We start from the raw sequence: 18,720 nt of genomic DNA, 5'->3' as shown, positions 1-18,720 counted from the left end.
CACCCCGGAAAACGGCAACACTGGTCACGGACCAACAACAAATCTTTTAACGCTGCCGACGGACGATACTTCGCACGCCCCACATCAATAGCCGCCCCAGTCCACGGATCAGTGAGCACCCGCACCATCGAGGGAGCATCCTGAGCCAACGTCAACGCCACCCCCATCGGGATGGGGCCATACCCTTCAAGGTCAGCTAACCCCCGACGAGGATTCACCAGTGCTTCCACCGCCGGGATAGTCACCACCACTCGCGGCTTCAACGGTGTCCCATTGGTAGTGGGCCACCCATCTAAGAGCGCGTCACGCAGAATATCTGCGTGACGCTGCGCCTGGGTCCGAGTATCGTCTGGGTCTACGTCTTGCTGAGCAAAATATTTCACCGTGTTATAAATCGAGTACACGTCCTGCGCTGGCGCGTAAAGCTTCAACGCGGCCATCCCATCAGGCTCATCCCACACGGTCACACACCGTGCCTCCCTCGCAGATTCGTGACGATCAGCAGCCGAGACGGGATCTAATTTACGGTGCAACCGGCGGGCACGCTGACTAAAACTAGCATCACTTGCGGTCTTCGCAACCGGTAAGAGTGAGTGCTCCATCCTACGGATATCCTCTGGGGCAAGGTCTTGAGCTTGCTTCACCATCTCTTGGGCAGCTTTAGTAGTGATCAGCCCGCGCGACAACGCGTTCAACGTCTCAGGACATAGGTAGCGTAGCCCTTTGGCGGTGAACAGTTTCGACCGTGTTTTCTCGACCGTTTCACGCAAGGCGACGGCCGCTTCCGCGACGAAGCTGGAGGTGATGATCTGGTCGCTGGCTGGGTCCACCCCGTAGTAGTGGGCGCTGATGCGTTGGTCGCGTTGCTTTTCTGTTTCACCTGCAGGAGCGGTGCTGGTGGTGTCTGCAGTGTATTCGGCGGCTGCGTGGGCGACCAGTTCGATGCTGTCGGTGAGGATCACCGCTTCGGCTGCGTCCAGGGCACGGCGTAGGTAGGCGATGGCTTGGAGTTCGGTGAGTCCTTGGCTGGGGTTGGTGCGCGCCGGTCCGTGGTAGAGGGTGGAGGCGAGTTCCAGGACTTGCGCGAATTCGTTTTCGTGTTCAATCGCGCTAGTGAGTGGCCCGTCGAGGTGGGAGATGTTCCTGGTTCCTGGCGGGTTCAGCGGTAGACGGTGTTCGTCGTCGTCGTTGGTGAAGGCATGCTGGATGCTCATAGTCTATTTTCCCGCGTGGTACCGACATTTTGGTGGGGTTTTCACGGGTTGTGGACTACTCAGAAAAGAACTTTTGCCCTGTAATTTGAACTGAAGACTATTCGATTTTTTGCTCCACAAATGAGTGAATCATTGCGAAACAATCTTGGCCCGTCGTACAGTCAGAAGGGGAATGAAGCGACTCGTATTTACGGTGGCAGGTAAGAACCCAAGATAGGTTGAACCCATGAAAATCGCTATCGCAGGTGGAACGGGGACCATTGGCCGTCGCGTTGTTTCGGCGGTTGAATCGGCCGGGCATATTCCTTTGATTCTGTCTCGACGCACCGGAATTGATGTGCTGGACGGTGCCGGGCTGGTCGATGCGATGAGTGGTGTTGATGCAGTCATTGATGTGTCGAGCACCCCGAGCATGCGGACAAACACCGCGGTGGAGTTCTTTACCCGGGCCACCAAAAATTTACTGGAAGCAGGACGTCTGGTGGGGAGCACTCACCACGTTGCGCTATCGATCATTGGAGCGCTGGCTGTCGACGCCCAGTACTACGCCGGCAAAGCAGCCCACGAACGTTTGCTGATGGACCTGCCAGATGGATACTCCTTGCTGCGTGCCTCGCAATTTCACGAGTTTGCCGGACAGCTGACGGCACGGATGGGAATCGGGGCGTTGCACTTTGCCCCACGCATGCGTTCGCAGCCAGTCTCCACCACCGAGGTCGCCGCTGAACTGGTCAAGCTGGCGACGGGGGAGCCGCAAGGAGTTGTCGCAGATCTGGCCGGACCCCGGGAGGAACGAATGGCGGACCTAGTGCGGGCTCAGTTGGCGCACGATGCCGGGCGGGCCCAACGGGTGATTGAAGTACCGTTACCCGGACCGATGGGCCGTGCCATGCGTGATGGCTCTTTGCTTCCCGGGCCTGGCGCGCGGCTGGGTAGCGAAACCTTTGCCGACTGGTTAAACGCGCAGGGCCGTCCAAACGCGTAACGTTTGAACAGCCCTGAGGTGCCGGTGGGTACTTAGTCGGCTTCGATAATCGAGGCGATTACCGCTCCGGAGGACAATGACTCTCCGGGGCTCACTTCTAAGCCTTGGACGGTACCTGCACGGTGTGCGGTAATCGGCTGTTCCATCTTCATCGCTTCAAGTACTACGATCAGGTCTCCGGCGGCGACGGTATCTCCGTTGGCCACCGCAACCTTCACGATGGTTCCCTGCATAGGCGAGCGTAGCTCTGCACTGTTGCCGGCGGCGGCAGCCCCGGCCTTGCGTCCTGGCTTACGCTTCTTCTTGGCACCCTTATCGGCGGTGGCCGATACTGACCCCAGCGAGGAAGGCAGCGTGACTTCTAGGCGCTTACCAGCAACCTCTACGGTCACCGAGGTGCGTTCGTCTGCATCTTCGGCTTCTGCCATCGGCATTGGGTGCGGTTCAATGACGGTGGCAAATTCGGTTTCAATCCAGCGGGTGTGGACCTTGAATGGGCCCGACTCTTGAACGAACGCGGCATCTGACATGACCGCACGGTGGAATGGCAACACCGTTGCCATACCTTCGAGCTTAAATTCTTCCAATGCACGCCGTGCACGGGCCGCTGCGATGTCGCGGGTAGCGCCGGTGATGATCAACTTGGAGATCATCGAGTCAAAGTTTCCTGAGACACTCTCTCCGGCTTCGATACCCGAATCCACGCGGACACCAGGGCCGGTAGGCAGGGTCATCTTGGTGATGGTGCCAGGGGTTGGTACGAAGCCGCGGCCGGCGTCTTCGCCGTTGATCCGGAATTCAAAGGAGTGGCCACGAACCTCGGGGTCGGTGTAGCCCAGCTCTTCGCCGCGGGCGATGCGGAACTGTTCGCGCACCAGATCAAGACCGGTGACTTCCTCGGATACGGTGTGCTCCACCTGTAGGCGGGTATTGACCTCGAGGAAGGAAATCACGCCATCTTGTCCAACGAGGAACTCACAGGTGCCGGCACCGGTGTAGTTTGCTTCGCGCAGGATCGCCTTGGAAGATTCGTAGAGTCGGGTGACCTGCTCTTCGCTCAAGAAGGGAGCCGGAGCCTCCTCGACGAGCTTCTGGTTGCGACGCTGCAAGGAGCAGTCGCGGGTGGACACGACGACCACGTTGCCCTGGCTATCGGCTAGGCACTGGGTTTCGACGTGGCGCGGGGCATCTAGGAAACGTTCGACGAAACATTCACCGCGGCCAAAGGCTGCGATGGCTTCACGCACTGCGGACTCGAACATCTCGCCGATGTCCTCGCGGTTGCGAACTACCTTGATTCCGCGGCCACCGCCGCCGTAAGCGGCCTTGATGGCGAGCGGCAAACCGAACTCGTCGGCAAAAGCGTAAACCTCTTCGGCGGAGGCCACCGGATCCTTGGTGCCGGGAACCAATGGGGCGCCGACCTTTTCGGCGATATGGCGCGCCTTGACCTTGTCACCAAGCTGGTCAATAGCCTGTGGGCTTGGCCCAATCCAGGTCAGCCCGGCGTCGATAACCGCTTGTGCGAAGTCGGCGTTCTCGGCCAGGAAACCGTAGCCGGGGTGTACCGCGTCGGCGCCGGAGCGCTGCGCGATGTCCAGAATCTTCTCGATACGAAGGTAGGATTCGGCGGCCGTGGTGCCGCCCAGTGCGTAGGCCTCATCGGCCAGTCGCACGTGCAATGCATCGCGGTCCGAATCGGCGTAAATAGCGACCGACTCGATTCCTTCGTCGCGTGCCGCACGGATAATTCGCACTGCAATCTCGCCGCGGTTGGCGACTAGCACCTTCGTCAATGGATTCATGGGTGAACCTTGTCTTTAAAAAGTTACGGTTTCTCACCTAGGAGCCTATCGGTTTTGTGGGAACTATATGTACTTATCCGCAAATTCCGGGGTGTTAGACCAAAAATTTTAGAGGGTTCCTACAAAAACGTGGGCTATTTAATCTGCATGAACTAACGAGAAATGACATGCGGGATAAAGTTAGCGAAATTATCGGTAATCGGTCCCTGACTTTCACGCACCGCAAGACCAGAAGGCTCACCATCAATCATCCAGATACCCAACACCGTGCTGACATCCGTTGCTTCATCCTCGCGGCGGAACACCGGAGGCAGAGCGAGCTCTTGAATGATGAACCCCTCCTCGCCATAACCTTGAGCCTCACCTAGGGTGAGGCCACCGTCTGGCAGGTACATGGTGATGTCGGCACCTTCGCGGCTGAGCAATGGCTTGCGTACGTAGCCAAGGTGTTGGATGTAGTACGGTGCCTGGCCATCAAACCATGCTGGGAGCAGGTATTGGGAGCGATCCGGATCCTCGCCGAAGAGCTTCCAGAGCACCGGCAAGATGGCCTTGGTGCTCCACAGCATCTTGTACGGTGGTTCGATCCAGATAGTGCCACCACGGTAGCTGGTACCGTCGAATCCCGAGTCACGCATATCTTCAAAAAGCTCGTCGGCATTTTCGCTGTGCACCATATGCTCCCAGGGGTACAGCTTAAAAATGACCTGAATGTGCGGGCCGTTTTCGCCCGCGCAGTAGCGTCCCTGCTCATCGACCCAGAGATTCTCGATATAAATGGTTTCGGTCTGGTATCCGGCCGCGGCGCAGGTATCACGCAACACCAGGGTATTCATCTGATCCTCGTGGGAGGTATCTTCTTCACTGCAGGCGAAGTAGACGGTGGGAGCCGCCCCAATCTTGCGCGAGATAATTTCAAGGTTTCGCTGCCAGGCCGCCACCAGATCCTCGTACATATTGGTCCATTGGCTAGAACCTAGCTGTGGCTGGTCCTCGAACCATTGCCACTGCACCAAGGACTCAACCAGTGAGGTGGGGGTGTCGGCGTTAAACTCGTAAAGTTTGGGGATGCGCTGGTCCGGTTCGCGGTGGGTCAGCCCGCCAAAGCGGAAGTCGAAACGGCCGTAGACCGATCCGCAGGCCGGCTCTTCGTTCCAGCTATCGCGGATAGCGCGCATGGCCCGGTGCGGGATGCCAAAGCGTGCCAGATCCGCGGCGCCGGCGGGGGAGAGCAGGTAGTCTCCAGCCTCCTCCAGCATGGAAAACACCGCGGTGGCTGCCTGATGCAGCACCTCGATTTCTTGAGGGGTCAACTCGTAGTAGGCGTCATCACGCCAGTATCTGTAGAGCTGGGGTGAGGAACTGTGGGCATCATCGTGTGTGTACACCAGCCCCGCGGCTTGAACCTTGGAAAGATAGTCAGGACGTGCGGTGGTCATCTTGCGTTGCACTGTGCTTAGCCTCCGGTGTGTCCGCCGCCGAAGCCACCGGAATGACCGGTGCCGCTGCGCTGTTTGTTGCTGGAGCCAAACCCTGCCGGTTTTCCGGTGGAGGCTGAATAGCCATTACGGAACGTGCCAGATAATCCAGCCTTGCTCCGAGCAGCACTGTCTGTGGTGCTAAAACGCTGCGTGGACTGATTAGGATCAAGCCTGGTGCCAGGGCGTAGTCCGCCGGCGTAGCGGCCAATCATGAAGAACATGAGTGCGGTGCCGATACCTGAACCGCCATGGTGCGCCGAGGTGCCTTCGGCGTCATTGCACTGCTCTTCGTCAACGACGACGTTGTCTTGATCAACACAGTAAACCGTGTCTTCAGGGGTGGATTCAAAGCCTGAATTAGAACCGGCATCCGAAGCGCAACTGGATAGGACTAAAGCTGCGGCGGTGGCCACTGCGGGCAAGGTGAAACGTCGTTGGACACTCAATGATCTAAGTTCTCTCGGTCTAGCGGGAAGCGAACGGCGCCTGGTGCAGGGGATGGCGCGCCAGGCGCCGTTCAACACGATGTATAGAGACTATTTCCACAGCTCGGTGATGCTGATACCTGACTGGGCCAGCAATTTGCGAAGCACAAAAATATCGAGCCCCACCACGTTTTGGAAATTGCCTTCGATGGATTCAATAAAGGCCGAGGCTAAACCGTCGATGGTAAATGCACCGGCGCAGGGCAACGGTTCTCCGCTGGCCACGTAGGCTTCGATTTCTGCGTCGCTTACGGTGGCGAAGTGCACCGTGGTCGATGAGATCTCTCCGGTAGCAGATTCCGGGTTGGCGGTATCGATCAGCCAATGACCAGAATGCAGGGTACCGGTAGCGCCACTCATTTCTTGCCAGCGTTCGCGGGCAACCTGTGCGGTATGAGGTTTGCCGTAGGCCACTGAGTTAAGCTCGAAGACCGAGTCGCAACCGAGCACTAACGTACCCTCAAGTTGGGCATCTGCGGCGACATTCTCTGCCTTCGCTTTCGCTAGCAGCAGCGCCGTGGCTGACGGGCTTTGTGGCCCATGCTCCGCCTCGGCAGCGCTGAGCGCCGCATCTTCATCTACCTGGGAGACCTGCGTGGTGAAAGCCAAACCGGCGTCGCGCAGCAACTTCTGTCGTCCGGCACTGGCGGAGGCAAGTAGCAGTCGCGGCGTGTTTATCATGGTGCTCATACGCTGGCGGTCTCCTTGGTGGGGTTGTGGGCTGTGTTTTCTTCGGCCTTGCGTTCAAGCATTGCGTTTAGCTTAGCGCCTTCAACGTCAACGTCTGGAAGGATCTTATCCAGCCACTTGGGCAGGTACCAAGCCTTGTCGCCGAGCAGGTGCATGACCGCCGGGATCAGCGTCATACGCACCACGAAGGCGTCGAAGAGTACGCCGGTTGCCAGCGCAAAGCCCAGCGGGCGGATCATCGACAGGTGCGAGAAGATGAAGCCGGCGAAGACCGCAATCATGATCAGCGCCGCCGCGGTAACCACCGGGGCCGCCATGGAGAACCCAGAACGCACCGCATCACGAGCCGATACACCGTGGGCGTAATGCTCGCGCATCGCCGAAACCAAGAACACCTGATAATCCATGGCCAGACCAAAGAGAATACCGGTGAGCAAGATCGGCAGGAAGCTAAGCAGCGGACCCGGGACATTGACGTCGAAGGCCGAAGACATCCAACCAAACTGGTAAACCATCACGCTGGCACCGAAGGCGGCAGCAAGGGATAGCAGGAAGCCGCCGGTAGCTAGCAGTGGCACAACCACCGAACGGAAGACCAACAACAGCAAGATCAGTGACAGTCCCACCACAATAGCTAGATATGGTGGCAACGCGCTGGTGACCTTTTCAGATACATCAATCTGCGCCGCAACCTGACCGGTGACAGCGATCTTCGCTCCGGTGGCGTCGGTGAACTTTCCGGCGTTGTCACGTAATTCGTGGACCAGTGCCTCGGTCTCGGCGGAGGCCGGACCGCCTTCCGGGATCACCTGAATGGCGGATAGCGAGCGGTCATCGGTCATGGTGACCGGGATAGCTGCCACCACGCCGTGGTATTCGCGCAGCATGTCCGCGATGTCCAGTGACTTAGTATCTGCCTGACGCTGGGAGAGTCCCTCGGGCAGATCAGCCAGTACCAGCAGTGGGCCGTTGTAGCCGGCGCCGAACTTATCACTGGTCTGTTGGTAGGCCTGGAAGGCCTGCGAATCGGCGGCCTCGGCGCTGCCATCGGGCAGGGCGGTACGCATCTGTGAGACCGGCAGTGCAATTGCTCCGAGCACCACGATCACCAAAAGCGAGACCGGAATCGCGATCTTGGTAACCATGCGCACCCAACGTGCCGAGATCGGTTCCTTGGTGACCGGTTTTTTCGCGTTCTTCCGGGCACGTTTGGAGACCAGTTTGTTACCGGCGAAGGACAACAGAGCCGGCAGTAAGGTGATGTTCAGCAGTACCGAGCAGAGCACGGTGAAGGCCGCGGACATCCCCAGTACGGTCAGGAATGGCAAACCTGGAACGGCCAGCGCGGCCAGCGCAATGATAACCGTCAAGCCTGCGAAGACTACCGCGTTACCGCTGGTGCCGACCGCACGGGCGATAGATTCGCCTACCTCCATGCCCGATAGCAGCTGGGTACGGTGGCGGTGAATGATGAACAGTGCGTAGTCAATACCGACGGCCAGGCCCAACATCAACGCCAACGCCGGGGTAATTGAGGCCATCGAGAACATCGAGGAGAAGGCCAGTGTGGTTCCTACACCTGCGCCTACGCCTAGAAGTGCCAAGAGCAGTGGCAGTCCGGCCGCGATGAGCGTGCCGAGCATCACCAGCAGCACCACGGCAGCGATGACCACACCGATAATTTCTGCGGTACCAAAGACCTCGGAAATATCTTGCAGGATTTCCTTGGAGAAGAGCACTTCAACCCCGGTTGCCTGTGGGCCGGCGGCAATCGCGGTGATAGCTTCACGGTCAGAGGCGGTCAACGCGTCGGTTTGGATGCGGAAGCTGACCTGGGAGACGGCGGTGGAAGCATCATTGGAAACGAAGCGCATGTCTCCGCTGGCGCCGACCTGACGGGAGGCGAACTCTAGTTCTGCGCGTCCGCGTTCCAGCTCCTTTTCGCCGGTGACGATTTCCTTTTCTCCGTCTTCCAGCTCCTTAGTTTTCTCCTTGAGCGTGGTCTCAGAGTCGCGCAGCTGCTTTTCTGCGGTCACCAGTTGGGCCTTGCCCGCTTCAAACGTGGCTTTTTGCTTGTCGAACTGTGCCTGTCCGGAGTTCAACTCTGCTCGGCCGGAAGCAAGCTGCGCCCGGGCCTGGGCAAGTTTTGCCTTATTCGCATCAAGCTCTTTTTTGCCCGAGGCCAGCTGGGCTTTTGCCTGATCAAGCTGCTTTTTTGCGGATGCTAGTTGACTACGGTTGGCTTCGAGTTCCTTACGTCCCTCGGCGGCCTTTGTAGCACCGGCATCGAGTTCCTTACGGGCGCCGTCTAACTGCTTGAACCCGGATTGTGCCTGAGCAATCTGCTTCAGCGCGGCGTTGGCCTGCGTCTTGCCTTCGGTGGCCTGAGCCTTCGCAGCGGTGAGCTGGTCAAGACCTGCCTGCATACCTTGCAAGGTGGCCTGGTGCTTAGCAATATCTTCGTCGTTACCCTCGGCTTCGGCCTGCTTCAGTAGCTGCTGAACACCGGTGATTTGAGTGTTCAATTCCGAGATTTGCGGCTCGATGGTTTTGAGGCCTTCTTCGGCTTTCGCCAGACCCTCGGTGGCCTGCTTCTTGCCGGCGGCTAGTTCCTTTTCCAAGGCGCTACGCGACTTGCCATCCAGAAGCTGTTTCAGACCATTTTGGTATTCCTTCTCGCCCTGGGCGAGCTTGGCATCGGCCTGATCAAGTTGTTTTTCCCCGGCAGCAAACTGGCTGCTACCTGACTGGTACTTCTTCAGCCCAGTGTTGTACTCTGCCAGACCTGACTGGTATTTCTTTTCGCCCGCATCAAATTGTGCCTGCCCGCTTTTCAGCTGGGCCTCGCCTGCGCGAAGCTCGCTCCACCCATCGGCAAGTTTCTTTTCTGCCGCGTCAATCTGTGGCTGGGCATCCTCAATTTCCTTGGTGCCGTCAAAGAGCTGGGACCACCCCTGGGTGATCTTCTCCTGACCATCGGCCAGCTGCACCTTGCCGTCGGCTATCTGCTTTTTAGCCTTGTCGAGGTCTTGCTGCCCGTCAACCAGTTTTTGCTGAGCCTTATCCAGTTCCGGTTTGGCATCATCAAGCTGCTTTTGCAGCTCGAAGGGGCTCATGGCCTCAACGACCTGTGGGTGCAACGCCAGCTGTTCCAAGGAATCCTGGATCGCGGACTTTTGGTCTGCGTTCAGTGCCCGGTTGGAACCTTCACGGAAGACAATGGTGCCCTGGCCGCCAGCCAAATCAGGCAACTCTTTTTTCATCCGGTCCATGGTGCGCTGGGTTTCGGTGCCCGGCAGGGTGAAGGTGTTAGAAAGCTGTCCCATGAAGAGGGAAGCACACACGCCGATAGCGATGAAGGCGGCAATCCACATGGCTAGCATGCGTAGCCGGTTTTTATGCGCCCACGAGGCGAGGCGGTAGAGGTATGTAGCCATGGCTTAGTCTTCCTGAGGCGAGGTTGAGGCAGTTAGGAGCAGCGAGTTAAAACCCGCGTCGAGGGTTTCCATGGCGCGGGTAATTAGCCGGTGGAAGGAATCGATGAGTTCATCGGAGATATGAAGTCCCGAGGCGCCAGGCTCGGGTAGCTGGTCAATCCAGGTATCGAAGGCGGCCTGTCCGGCGCCCAAGGTGGCGTGCGTAAATACGCGGATCGAGTAAGCATCTGCCTGCGGGTAGCGCGAGACTACTTTCGCGATGACCTCGCCGGTGGCGCTTTGCCAGGCGATGAAATTTGGTGGGTAGCAGCCGCCGCTGGCCTGCTGGCGAAGATAAGCCCCAAATTGGGCGACCTGGCCCAAAAGTTCGGTGGCCCGCTCGGATTGCAGTGCGCGCACCACCGCTTGCATCAGCGGAAGATGCTCGGTCAGTGGCGATAGCGTCTCCACCATATGTTCGAGCACCGCATGCAGCGGATAGGAGAGGATGGCATCCACGGAGGGGAAGTAATTAAACAGCGTGCGCCGGGAGATGCCGGCGGCTTCGGCGATTTGGGTGGCAGTCATGGCGGTGCCGTGGCCCTCGCGTAGCAGCTGCAACGCCGCATCGACGATCGCTTGATGCGTCGCCTGCTTATTGAGTTCGCGGCGTGTGCCGGTACTTTGAGAAGTCACATAATTACACTACGTGCAAACTTGCACGCTGTGCAAAATGAAAAGCGTGTTCTGCGCCACGGATTAGGTTGTGCGTTAAAACCAAGCGGCCAGCACGCACCGCGATGGGTGAATGCTGACCGCTGGGATACTCCGGTAACTAAACCGGGGGAGGAACTAGCTGGTGACCGAGGTTGCTTCAGGCTGGCTAGTAGTTGCTGGTACGGAGTCGTCGGCAAATGGATTGCCGTTACGCGGGGCGTTGTAGAGCTCCATGTCCAGGATGCCTTCACGCTTGGCGACAATGGTTGGCACTAAGGCCTGACCGGCAACGTTCACCGCGGTACGGCCCATGTCGACAATTGGATCAACTGCGAGCAATAGGCCCACGCCGGCCAATGGCAGACCCAAGGTTGAAAGGGTCAAGGTCAGCATCACGACGGCGCCGGTGGTTCCGGCGGTCGCGGCCGAGCCCAATACCGAAACCAAGGCGATCAGCAGGTAATCGGTGAGGCCAAGATCGATACCGAAGAACTGCGCGACGAAGGTCGCGGCAATGGCCGGGTAGATCGCGGCGCAGCCGTCCATCTTGGTGGTGGCACCCAAAGGCACTGCGAAGGAAGCGTAAGCCGAAGGTACCCCAAGGTTGCGTTCGGTGACCCGCTGAGTCAGTGGCAACGTGCCGATCGAGGAGCGCGAAACAAAGCCGAGCTGGACCGCAGGCCAAACTCCGGAGAAGTACTGCTTGATCGACAGTCCGTGACTGCGCACCAAGATCGGGTACAGCGCAAAGAGGACCAGGGCCAAACCAATGTAGATGGCTGCGGTGAACTTACCCAGTGCACCAATGGTGTCCCAGCCGTAGCTGGCTACCGCGTTACCGATCAAACCCACGGTACCCAGTGGGGCAATGCGGATGATCCACCACAGTACCTTCTGAATGATTGAAAGCATCGAGGCGGAGAAGGCGAGGAATGGTTCGGCCTGTTTGCCGACCTTCAACGCTGCAATGCCCACGGCGATTGCGATGACCAGGATCTGCAACACGTTAAAGCTGATCGAGGTGGTAGCAACGCCCTCGGCCATCTTGGTGCTGGCACCGAGGCCTAGGAAGTTTGCTGGGATCAGGCCGGTGAGGAAGCCGAGCCAGTCCCCGGTCTTACCGTCGTATTCGGCCGGGGTGCTCTGGCCGGTATTGGCGCCTGGGCGCATGAATGCGCCCAACCCCATACCGATGGTCACCGAGATCAGTGCCGTGATGCCGAACCAGAGTAGGGTCTGCCACGCGAGGCGTGCGGCATTGGTGACCTGGGCCAGGTTTGCGATGGAAGCGACCACGGCAAAGAAGATCAGTGGAATGACAGCGGTGCGCAGCAAGGCTACGTAGCTGGATCCAATAATCTGCAGTGCTTCACCCAGGGCGTTGGGTGCGTCGGCGGTGCTGCCGGTGTACTTTGCGACTAGGCCGAGGATCAGACCAACGATCAACGCAGCGATAATCTGCGGACCGAAGCTGGTCATCCAACGAGGCAGTCTCGATGATGGTGCGGAGTTAGACATGAGTAAAACGGTAGGTGGGAAAAGCTGAACCGTTGCAGTTAATGTTACGCAACATGACGCGAAGCGGTTATTCCAATGAACGGGTGACTATTTTGTGTGAAGGGTCACCTAAATGAGCTGAATTCTAGAGAAATCTTGGAATAAACCGGCACATAGTTTTCTTTCTGTCGCTGTGCTCGGGAAGCTGGGCGGGCACCAGAGGATGTGAGTTGATGGCTTTTGGGTACCAAATATGCATTAACTGAAGAGCAACGGATCCGCAGATGATCACTCAGCGCAACAACATGGAGGGTTTCATGAAGGTTTATATCACCAGTGTCTTTGTTGATGATCAGGCTAAGGCCGAGAAGTTCTACACCGAGATACTGGGCTTTGTGAAGAAGCACGATGTATCAATGGGTGAATATAAGTGGTTGACCCTGGTTTCGCCAGAAGACCAAGGCGGGGTCGAAATCTTGTTGGAACCGGTGGCGCATCCGGCCGCGCGCCCGTTCCAAGAGGCCTTGTTTGCCGATGGTGTTCCGCTGACCTCATTTGCGGTTCAGGATCTGCAGGGCGAATTCGAAAGATTGTCAGCCTTGGGGGTGAGATTCACCCAGGAACCAACGGCGATGGGTCCGGTGAGTACCGCGTTATTTGATGACACCTGTGGCAATTTGATTCAGCTCTCCACCTATACGCCGTGAGCTTTAGTGGTTAAAACTGTTGGCTGCCAGAAGATCTGACAGCCAACAGATGTAATTTGCTCGGTACCGGCTTAGCCTACTAGCGCCCGGTTGAGCGTATCGAGTCCTACAGATCCAAGCTTCAGCGCGCGGGTGTGGAAATCCTTGAGCTCAAAGCTATCGCCTTCACGCTCGGCCACCTGGTCGCGTGCCTGCTCCCAGAGGCGCTGCCCAATCTTGTAGCTCGGAGCTTGGCCCGGCCAACCTAGGTAGCGGTTGTATTCGAAGTCCAGCTGCCCCTCGGAGATGTCCAGATTCTGTTTGAGGAATTCGTAGCCATTGTCCGCGTTCCACGTTCCGGTACCCCACTGCGAAGGTACTTCTAATCCGAGGTGTACACCGATATCAAAGACCACGCGTGCAGCTCGCAGACGTTGTGCATCGAGCATGCCCATGTAGTCTCCTGGGTCGTCGAGGTAACCGAGCTGGTGCATCAAGCGTTCGGAATAGAGCGCCCAGCCTTCGCCGTGACCGGAAACCCAGCACAGTAGTCGGCGCCAGCTGTTGAGCGTCTCGGCCTGCAACTGAGCGGTCGCTATTTGCAGGTGATGGCCCGGAACACCCTCGTGGTACACGGTGGTCAGCTCGGCCCAGGTGGTGAACTGGTCCTCGCCAGGAGGCACCGACCACCACATCCGTCCGGGGCGTTCAAAGTCTTCGGAAGGACCGGTGTAGTAGATCCCGCCGTCTTCGGTCGGAGCAATCATGCATTCGATACGGTCCATTGGTGCGGGAATCTCGAAGTGCACGTCGCGCAGTGCCACGATGGCCGCATCGGCCTTTTCCTGCATCCATGACTTAAGCGCGTCGGTGCCGTCGAGGGTGCGTTTCGGGTCGGTGTTGAGGATCTTCTTGGCTTCTTCGATGCTGGCGGTGGGCTTGATCTTTTCAGCCACGCGCTGCTGTTCGGCGATGATCGCGTCCAGTTCGGCTAAGCCCCACGCGTAGGTTTCTTCAAGATCTACTGCAGAGCCTAGGAAACGGCGCGACATCAGCGAATAGTATTCGCGGCCCACCGCATCGGCCTCGGGTGCTTGGGAAAGCAACTCATCTTTGAGTACCCGTGCGAGCTTTCGGTAGGCATCCTTTGCCTGGTTTGCCCCAGCTTCCAACGAAACAGAAAGGGACGGATCTAAGGCAGCTCCTGCGCTAGCTAACTTGTCAAAGAATCCACCGTCTTTGGCATAGTCTTCGCATTGGCCAATGACGATATTGACCTGACGCTTGGCAGAGACCAGTCCCTTAGAAGCGGACTCGCGTAGTGACGAGATATACCCGTCAATGGCTTGTGGAACGTTAACCAGACGCATACCGATAAATTCGAAGTCCGCCACACGCTCTTGTGGCATGAGGTCAAAGATCGAACGGATTTCCTGTGCGGCACAGGCGATGTTGTTTAATTCTGTGCGGCCCGAAAGAGCGATCTCTAGATCTAATCCAAGGCGTTCTTGCATGGCGTCAAGAGTGACGGTATCGATGTCGTCTTGGGGCGTGGAGGTCTCAAGCGCGGCGAGGGTTTCGCTCAACAATTCGATCTGCGCTTCGGTTCCCTTGGGGGAGTAGTCAGAGTAGGCGGCTTCGTATCCGGGCAACCCGAATGAGACGCCGTATTCCGGGGTCAGTTCTAGGGTTTTAGCGAAGAATTTTTCGGCAATGGCGTCGATACTCGAGGGTAAACGCTGCGCTGTGTGAGATGTCATATAGCTAACAGTAATTGATATGAAAGATTTGTTGAAGACTTTTAGGTTTTTTGCTGGAAGCTACTTCTTAAAGTGAAATTTCCCGGTGATCTGCCCAAAGGTAGCTCACCGGGAAATTGCGGGTCGATTCATTTAGCGTCGGCCCAGGCTCCAGCCCAAGCGTGGGGACAGCGCGCGCCGTTTGCGAATTCGAGTCATCCGCTCGGGCACCGCAGGAGCTTCGGGCTCTTCAGACCCGGCGCTACCCATGGCGGTGAGAAGGGCGGTTACCGCCGCGAGTTCTTCGGCGGTGGGTTTACCCTTGGTCACCTGAATCTGCGCGGCCGCAGGTGCGGTGCTTTGCTCGGTCACTGGCTACTCCTTCAAAAGTGGATGCTGGCTACGGAATCCCTGCTTTACAGCGGGATATTGCCATGCTTCTTTGGAGGCAAGGTGGCATGCTTTTCACGCAGTGCGCGCAGTCCGCGGACTAGCTGTAGACGGGTTTCGCTCGGTGCGATGACCGCGTCAATGTAGCCAAGCTCGGCAGCCTGATAAGGATTAAGTAGCTCTGCCTCATAATCCTCAATAATCTGCTTGCGGCGCGCCTCGACGTCTCCGCCCTCGGCTTCCACGGCGGCCAGATCACGACGGTAAAGAATATTGACCGCGCCCTGTGCGCCCATCACGCCAATCTGCGCGGTAGGCCATGCCAGGTTTAGATCTGCTCCAAGCTTCTTGGAGCCCATCACGATATACGCGCCACCGTAGGCCTTACGGGTGATCACGGTTAGCTTGGGCACGGTGGCTTCGGCATAGGCGTAGAGTAACTTCGCGCCACGGCGGATAATTCCCTGGAATTCTTGATCCTTACCGGGCAAGAATCCGGGCACATCCACGAAGGTGAGCAGAGGAACGTTGAAAGCGTCGCAGTTGCGCACGAAGCGTGCGGCCTTCTCTGACGCGGCGATATCTAAGGTGCCAGCAAACTGCATCGGCTGGTTAGCCACAATGCCTACCGTGCGGCCTTCAACGCGCGCATAACCAATCATCACGTTCGGTGCGTAGAGTGACTGCATCTCAAAGTAGTGCTCGTCGTCAACTACGGATTCAATCACCTTGCGCATGTCATATGGCTGGTTTGCCGAATCGGGGATGAGCGCATCGAGGGACAGGTCAGCTTCGTTGATTTCTAGATCTTCATCAAATTCCGCGGTCAGTCCGTCGGCCAGGTTTGAGGAAGGAAGGAAGTCTAGGAGTTCCTTGCAGAACTCCACCGCGTCTTCCTCGTCGGTGGCGAGGTACGTGGCGGTGCCGGTGTTGGCATTGTGCTGGCGTGCACCACCCAAGGACTCCATGTCGATCTCTTCACCGGTGACGGTCTTGATGACATCTGGGCCGGTGATGAACATGTGGCTGGTCTTGTCGACCATGATGACGTAATCGGTCAGCGCAGGGGAGTAGGCGGCCCCACCGGCACTAGGGCCCATGATCAAAGAAATCTGTGGCACAACACCTGAGGCGTGCACGTTGTTGCGGAAGATATCGGCAAACATCGCCAGCGAGGCGACGCCCTCCTGGATTCGCGCGCCGCCGCCGTCGAGAATACCCACAATTGGGCAGCCGTTGCGCAGAGCGAATTCCTGGACCTTGACGATCTTTTCGCCGTTAACTTGGGAAAGGGAGCCACCGTATACGGTGAAGTCTTGTGAGTAGACCGCGACCAAGCGACCGTCTACCGTGCCGTAACCGGAGACCAGTCCGTCACCTAATGGTTTCTTCTTCTCCATGCCGAAAGCGGTGGAGCGGTGTGTTGCTAGGGCATCAAATTCGACGAAGGAATCTTCGTCCATCAGCATGTTAATGCGTTCGCGGGCGGTGTGCTTGCCGCGGGCGTGCTGCTTTTCGATAGCTGCCTCGCCCGAAGGTGCCTGCGCCAAGTTCTGGCGGCGGCGGAATTCGGCAAGCTTGCCAGCGGTGGTGGACAGATCGATCACTTCGTCCGTCTCGGTGTGGCCCTGCGTCATACCTTCGGCTCCCTCGGGTTCAGCTGATGTGTAGGAATGGCACAAGAAAAATGCCAACTAAGTCAGTCTAACCGGGTTATTTGCGGTTTTTGTTGTAGGAAACTCACAAAATGCCCGGGGTGTGAACGTGAAGCACACCAGAATATGTTACTCATGAGTAGCTTAGCGTGAGAACATCGCGTAACCTAGGTCACATGACTAATGAATCGCGCAGTGAGATCGCCCCAGAAATAACTCGGCTCAAGGGCCGCACGGTATTGATGAGCGGAGGTAGTCGCGGCATTGGCTTGGCCATCGCCCTCGCCGCCGCGAAAGCCGGAGCCAACGTGGTCTTGCTATCCAAAACCGATAAGCCACACCCCAGTTTGGAAGGCACCATTCACACGGCCGTCGAGCAGATCAATGCGGCCGGCGGACACGGCTTGGCGGTCGCCGGCGACGTGCGTGAAGACGCGGACGTACAGCGCGCGGTGGACGCGGCAGTGGAAAAATTTGGTGGCATCGACATCGTCATCAACAACGCATCGGCAATCAACCTGGCAAAAACCGATGACCTAGACATGAAACGCTACGACCTAATGCAAGACATCAACGTGCGTGGGACGTTTCTGCTCTCAAAAACGGCATTGCCATACCTGCGCAAATCCTCACACGCTCACATTCTGACCCTGTCGCCGCCGCTGAATCTAGATCCACACTGGGCAGGACTTCACCTGGGCTACACCATGGCCAAATACGGCATGTCGCTGACCACGCTGGGACTAGCCGAAGAACTCAAAGATGAGGGTGTTGCGGTGAATTCACTGTGGCCAGCAACCTTGATTGATACCGCCGCCATTCGAGCTATGCCCGGTGGAATGAAGATGATCCAGGCCGCTCGCACCACCGATATCGTGGCGGACGCCGCGATGTGCATTCTTGCCAGTGACCCACAGGGAGTCAGCGGGAACTTCTTCACCGACGTGCAGGTGCTCGAAGGGTGCGGAATTAGTGACCTGGAGAAATATGCGGTAAATCCGCAGGCCGAACTCATCGAGGACATCTTCCTCTAAAAACAAGTTTTCAATGCAAGGGATGTCATAGGCTTAAAGCATGAACCCTGAAACCGTGGCGGCACGGGCAGTACTGGACCCGGCCCCCTTAGAAGAGCTGGCCGCACGACTGCGGCTTGGCTTCATTAAGGTGGTCCCCAGCTCCGGCTCCACCAACACCGAACTTGCCCAACTGGCAAGCGACGGATTGGCTAGCCACCTGAGCGTGTACTTCAGCGAGCACCAGCAACAGGGTAAGGGGCGCTTGGGACGCGAATGGGTGACGCCAGCCGGGTCGGCAATCACCGTGAGTATCTTGGCTTCGCCGGGCACCGCGATGGAGCCACAGTCGTTGAGCTGGTACACGATGCTGGCGGCGTTGGCTTGGTCTCGCGCAGTCCAAGAGCTAGTTCCTGTTAACGCGCGGATCAAATGGCCCAATGACTTACTTGCTGGTGACCGCAAAATCTGCGGGATTTTGGCCCAAATGGTGCAAACTCCCCAAGGTTTTGCCGTGGTGGTGGGCACCGGTATGAACGTTGACCAAGAGGCAGCTGAATTGCCCGTGGAAACAGCAACCTCGCTTCGACTAGCCGGCGGTAACCGCGTGGACCGTTCGGCGTTGCTTGCCGAATATCTGCGTCAGTTTGTTGCCCTCGACGCAGCATTCCGAGCGGTGGGCGGGCAAAGTGATGTGGCCTTAAAACCTTTTGGGAACCACTCACTGCGCGAACTGGTGGCGGAACGACTAGCTACCCTAGATCAAGAAGTACGCGTGGAATTTCCCGACGGATCAACTTTGGTCGGTAGTGCAGTGCAACTGGCTGAAGATGGGGCACTGGTGGTACAAGACGCTACGGGGCAAAGGCACCGCATTCTGGCCGGCGACGTGCACCATGTGCGGCGCGCCGACGGTAAATACGCTTAACAAGCCAAGCGCAGAGTAC

Annotated in this window: 15 protein-coding genes; 4 read left to right on the top strand and 11 right to left on the bottom strand. The window is 57.8% G+C overall.

The window, feature by feature from the left end:
- A partial coding sequence (locus tag CQ011_RS16400; protein ID WP_146112650.1) for a DUF222 domain-containing protein occupies positions 1-1,214 on the bottom strand: 1,214 nt, incomplete at its 3' end.
- A gap of 226 nt (positions 1,215-1,440) precedes the next feature.
- On the opposite strand from CQ011_RS16400, the gene CQ011_RS16395 reads away from it, so the two are divergent.
- A complete protein-coding gene (locus CQ011_RS16395; protein WP_105678763.1) occupies positions 1,441-2,199 on the top strand; it encodes an SDR family oxidoreductase in 759 nt (252 codons plus the stop codon).
- Positions 2,200-2,231: 32 nt separating this feature from the next.
- Here CQ011_RS16395 and CQ011_RS16390 read toward each other — a convergent pair whose 3' ends face one another.
- The 7 genes from CQ011_RS16390 to CQ011_RS16360 form a co-directional block, all read right to left on the bottom strand.
- The gene (locus CQ011_RS16390; RefSeq protein ID WP_105678762.1) at positions 2,232-4,004 is read right to left on the bottom strand and encodes an acetyl/propionyl/methylcrotonyl-CoA carboxylase subunit alpha; all 1,773 of its coding nucleotides are present in this window, start codon (positions 4,002-4,004) and stop codon (positions 2,232-2,234) included.
- Positions 4,005-4,156: 152 nt separating this feature from the next.
- Positions 4,157-5,455: a glutathionylspermidine synthase family protein gene (locus tag CQ011_RS16385; protein ID WP_105678761.1), complete on the bottom strand. Its 1,299-nt coding sequence runs from the start codon at positions 5,453-5,455 to the stop codon at positions 4,157-4,159.
- A 5-nt stretch (positions 5,456-5,460) separates the two neighbouring features.
- The gene (locus CQ011_RS16380; RefSeq protein ID WP_105678760.1) at positions 5,461-5,931 is read right to left on the bottom strand and encodes a hypothetical protein; all 471 of its coding nucleotides are present in this window, start codon (positions 5,929-5,931) and stop codon (positions 5,461-5,463) included.
- Positions 5,932-6,021: 90 nt separating this feature from the next.
- On the bottom strand, positions 6,022-6,660 hold the full coding sequence (locus tag CQ011_RS16375) for a Maf family protein (RefSeq protein WP_105678759.1): 639 nt from the start codon (positions 6,658-6,660) through the stop codon (positions 6,022-6,024).
- Positions 6,657-10,097, bottom strand: coding sequence for an MMPL family transporter (locus tag CQ011_RS16370; protein WP_105678758.1), 3,441 nt, complete (start codon positions 10,095-10,097; stop codon positions 6,657-6,659). The genes CQ011_RS16375 and CQ011_RS16370 overlap by 4 nt, the downstream gene beginning before the upstream one ends.
- A 3-nt stretch (positions 10,098-10,100) precedes the next feature.
- Complete coding sequence (locus tag CQ011_RS16365) at positions 10,101-10,772, bottom strand: TetR family transcriptional regulator (protein WP_105678757.1); 672 nt, start codon at positions 10,770-10,772, stop codon at positions 10,101-10,103.
- Between the two features lie 156 nt (positions 10,773-10,928).
- The gene (locus CQ011_RS16360) at positions 10,929-12,311 is read right to left on the bottom strand and encodes a dicarboxylate/amino acid:cation symporter (RefSeq protein WP_105678756.1); all 1,383 of its coding nucleotides are present in this window, start codon (positions 12,309-12,311) and stop codon (positions 10,929-10,931) included.
- A 263-nt stretch (positions 12,312-12,574) separates the two neighbouring features.
- Here CQ011_RS16360 and CQ011_RS16355 point away from each other — a divergent pair, with 263 nt between their 5' ends.
- Complete coding sequence (locus tag CQ011_RS16355) at positions 12,575-12,997, top strand: VOC family protein (RefSeq protein WP_286161240.1); 423 nt, start codon at positions 12,575-12,577, stop codon at positions 12,995-12,997.
- Positions 12,998-13,068: 71 nt separating this feature from the next.
- Here the strand turns inward: CQ011_RS16355 and CQ011_RS16350 are convergent, their stop codons facing one another.
- The 3 genes from CQ011_RS16350 to CQ011_RS16340 all read right to left on the bottom strand — a co-directional run bounded on the left by CQ011_RS16350 (position 13,069) and on the right by CQ011_RS16340 (position 16,742).
- Positions 13,069-14,736, bottom strand: coding sequence for a DUF885 domain-containing protein (locus tag CQ011_RS16350; protein ID WP_105678755.1), 1,668 nt, complete (start codon positions 14,734-14,736; stop codon positions 13,069-13,071).
- A gap of 132 nt (positions 14,737-14,868) precedes the next feature.
- The gene (locus tag CQ011_RS16345) at positions 14,869-15,087 is read right to left on the bottom strand and encodes an acyl-CoA carboxylase subunit epsilon (RefSeq protein ID WP_105678754.1); all 219 of its coding nucleotides are present in this window, start codon (positions 15,085-15,087) and stop codon (positions 14,869-14,871) included.
- A gap of 44 nt (positions 15,088-15,131) precedes the next feature.
- Complete coding sequence (locus CQ011_RS16340; RefSeq protein ID WP_105678753.1) at positions 15,132-16,742, bottom strand: acyl-CoA carboxylase subunit beta; 1,611 nt, start codon at positions 16,740-16,742, stop codon at positions 15,132-15,134.
- A 194-nt stretch (positions 16,743-16,936) separates the two neighbouring features.
- On the opposite strand from CQ011_RS16340, the gene CQ011_RS16335 reads away from it, so the two are divergent.
- Together CQ011_RS16335 and CQ011_RS16330 are read left to right on the top strand one after the other, a co-directional pair.
- A complete protein-coding gene (locus CQ011_RS16335) occupies positions 16,937-17,794 on the top strand; it encodes an SDR family oxidoreductase (protein ID WP_105678752.1) in 858 nt (285 codons plus the stop codon).
- A gap of 40 nt (positions 17,795-17,834) precedes the next feature.
- Positions 17,835-18,701 (top strand): biotin--[acetyl-CoA-carboxylase] ligase, encoded by an 867-nt coding sequence (locus CQ011_RS16330; protein WP_105678751.1) that lies wholly within the window; start codon positions 17,835-17,837, stop codon positions 18,699-18,701.
- The last annotated feature ends 19 nt before the right edge of the window (positions 18,702-18,720 follow it).

This window comes from Arthrobacter sp. MYb213 (assembly GCF_002979915.1).
GTDB lineage: Bacteria > Actinomycetota > Actinomycetes > Actinomycetales > Micrococcaceae > Glutamicibacter.
This window is presented reverse-complemented; position numbering and strand designations above follow the sequence as displayed.

What these genes read in the sequence shown, in the direction of transcription:
- CQ011_RS16340 (WP_105678753.1), bottom strand. Translation starts at nt 16,742, where the DNA reads ATGACGCAGGGCCACACCGAGACGGACGAAGTGATCGATCTGTCCACC.
- CQ011_RS16370 (WP_105678758.1), bottom strand. Translation starts at nt 10,097, where the DNA reads ATGGCTACATACCTCTACCGCCTCGCCTCGTGGGCGCATAAAAACCGG.
- CQ011_RS16335 (WP_105678752.1), top strand. Translation starts at nt 16,937, where the DNA reads ATGACTAATGAATCGCGCAGTGAGATCGCCCCAGAAATAACTCGGCTC.
- CQ011_RS16330 (WP_105678751.1), top strand. Translation starts at nt 17,835, where the DNA reads ATGAACCCTGAAACCGTGGCGGCACGGGCAGTACTGGACCCGGCCCCC.
- CQ011_RS16390 (WP_105678762.1), bottom strand. Translation starts at nt 4,004, where the DNA reads ATGAATCCATTGACGAAGGTGCTAGTCGCCAACCGCGGCGAGATTGCA.
- CQ011_RS16360 (WP_105678756.1), bottom strand. Translation starts at nt 12,311, where the DNA reads ATGTCTAACTCCGCACCATCATCGAGACTGCCTCGTTGGATGACCAGC.
- CQ011_RS16375 (WP_105678759.1), bottom strand. Translation starts at nt 6,660, where the DNA reads ATGAGCACCATGATAAACACGCCGCGACTGCTACTTGCCTCCGCCAGT.
- CQ011_RS16395 (WP_105678763.1), top strand. Translation starts at nt 1,441, where the DNA reads ATGAAAATCGCTATCGCAGGTGGAACGGGGACCATTGGCCGTCGCGTT.
- CQ011_RS16350 (WP_105678755.1), bottom strand. Translation starts at nt 14,736, where the DNA reads ATGACATCTCACACAGCGCAGCGTTTACCCTCGAGTATCGACGCCATT.
- CQ011_RS16355 (WP_286161240.1), top strand. Translation starts at nt 12,575, where the DNA reads ATGATCACTCAGCGCAACAACATGGAGGGTTTCATGAAGGTTTATATC.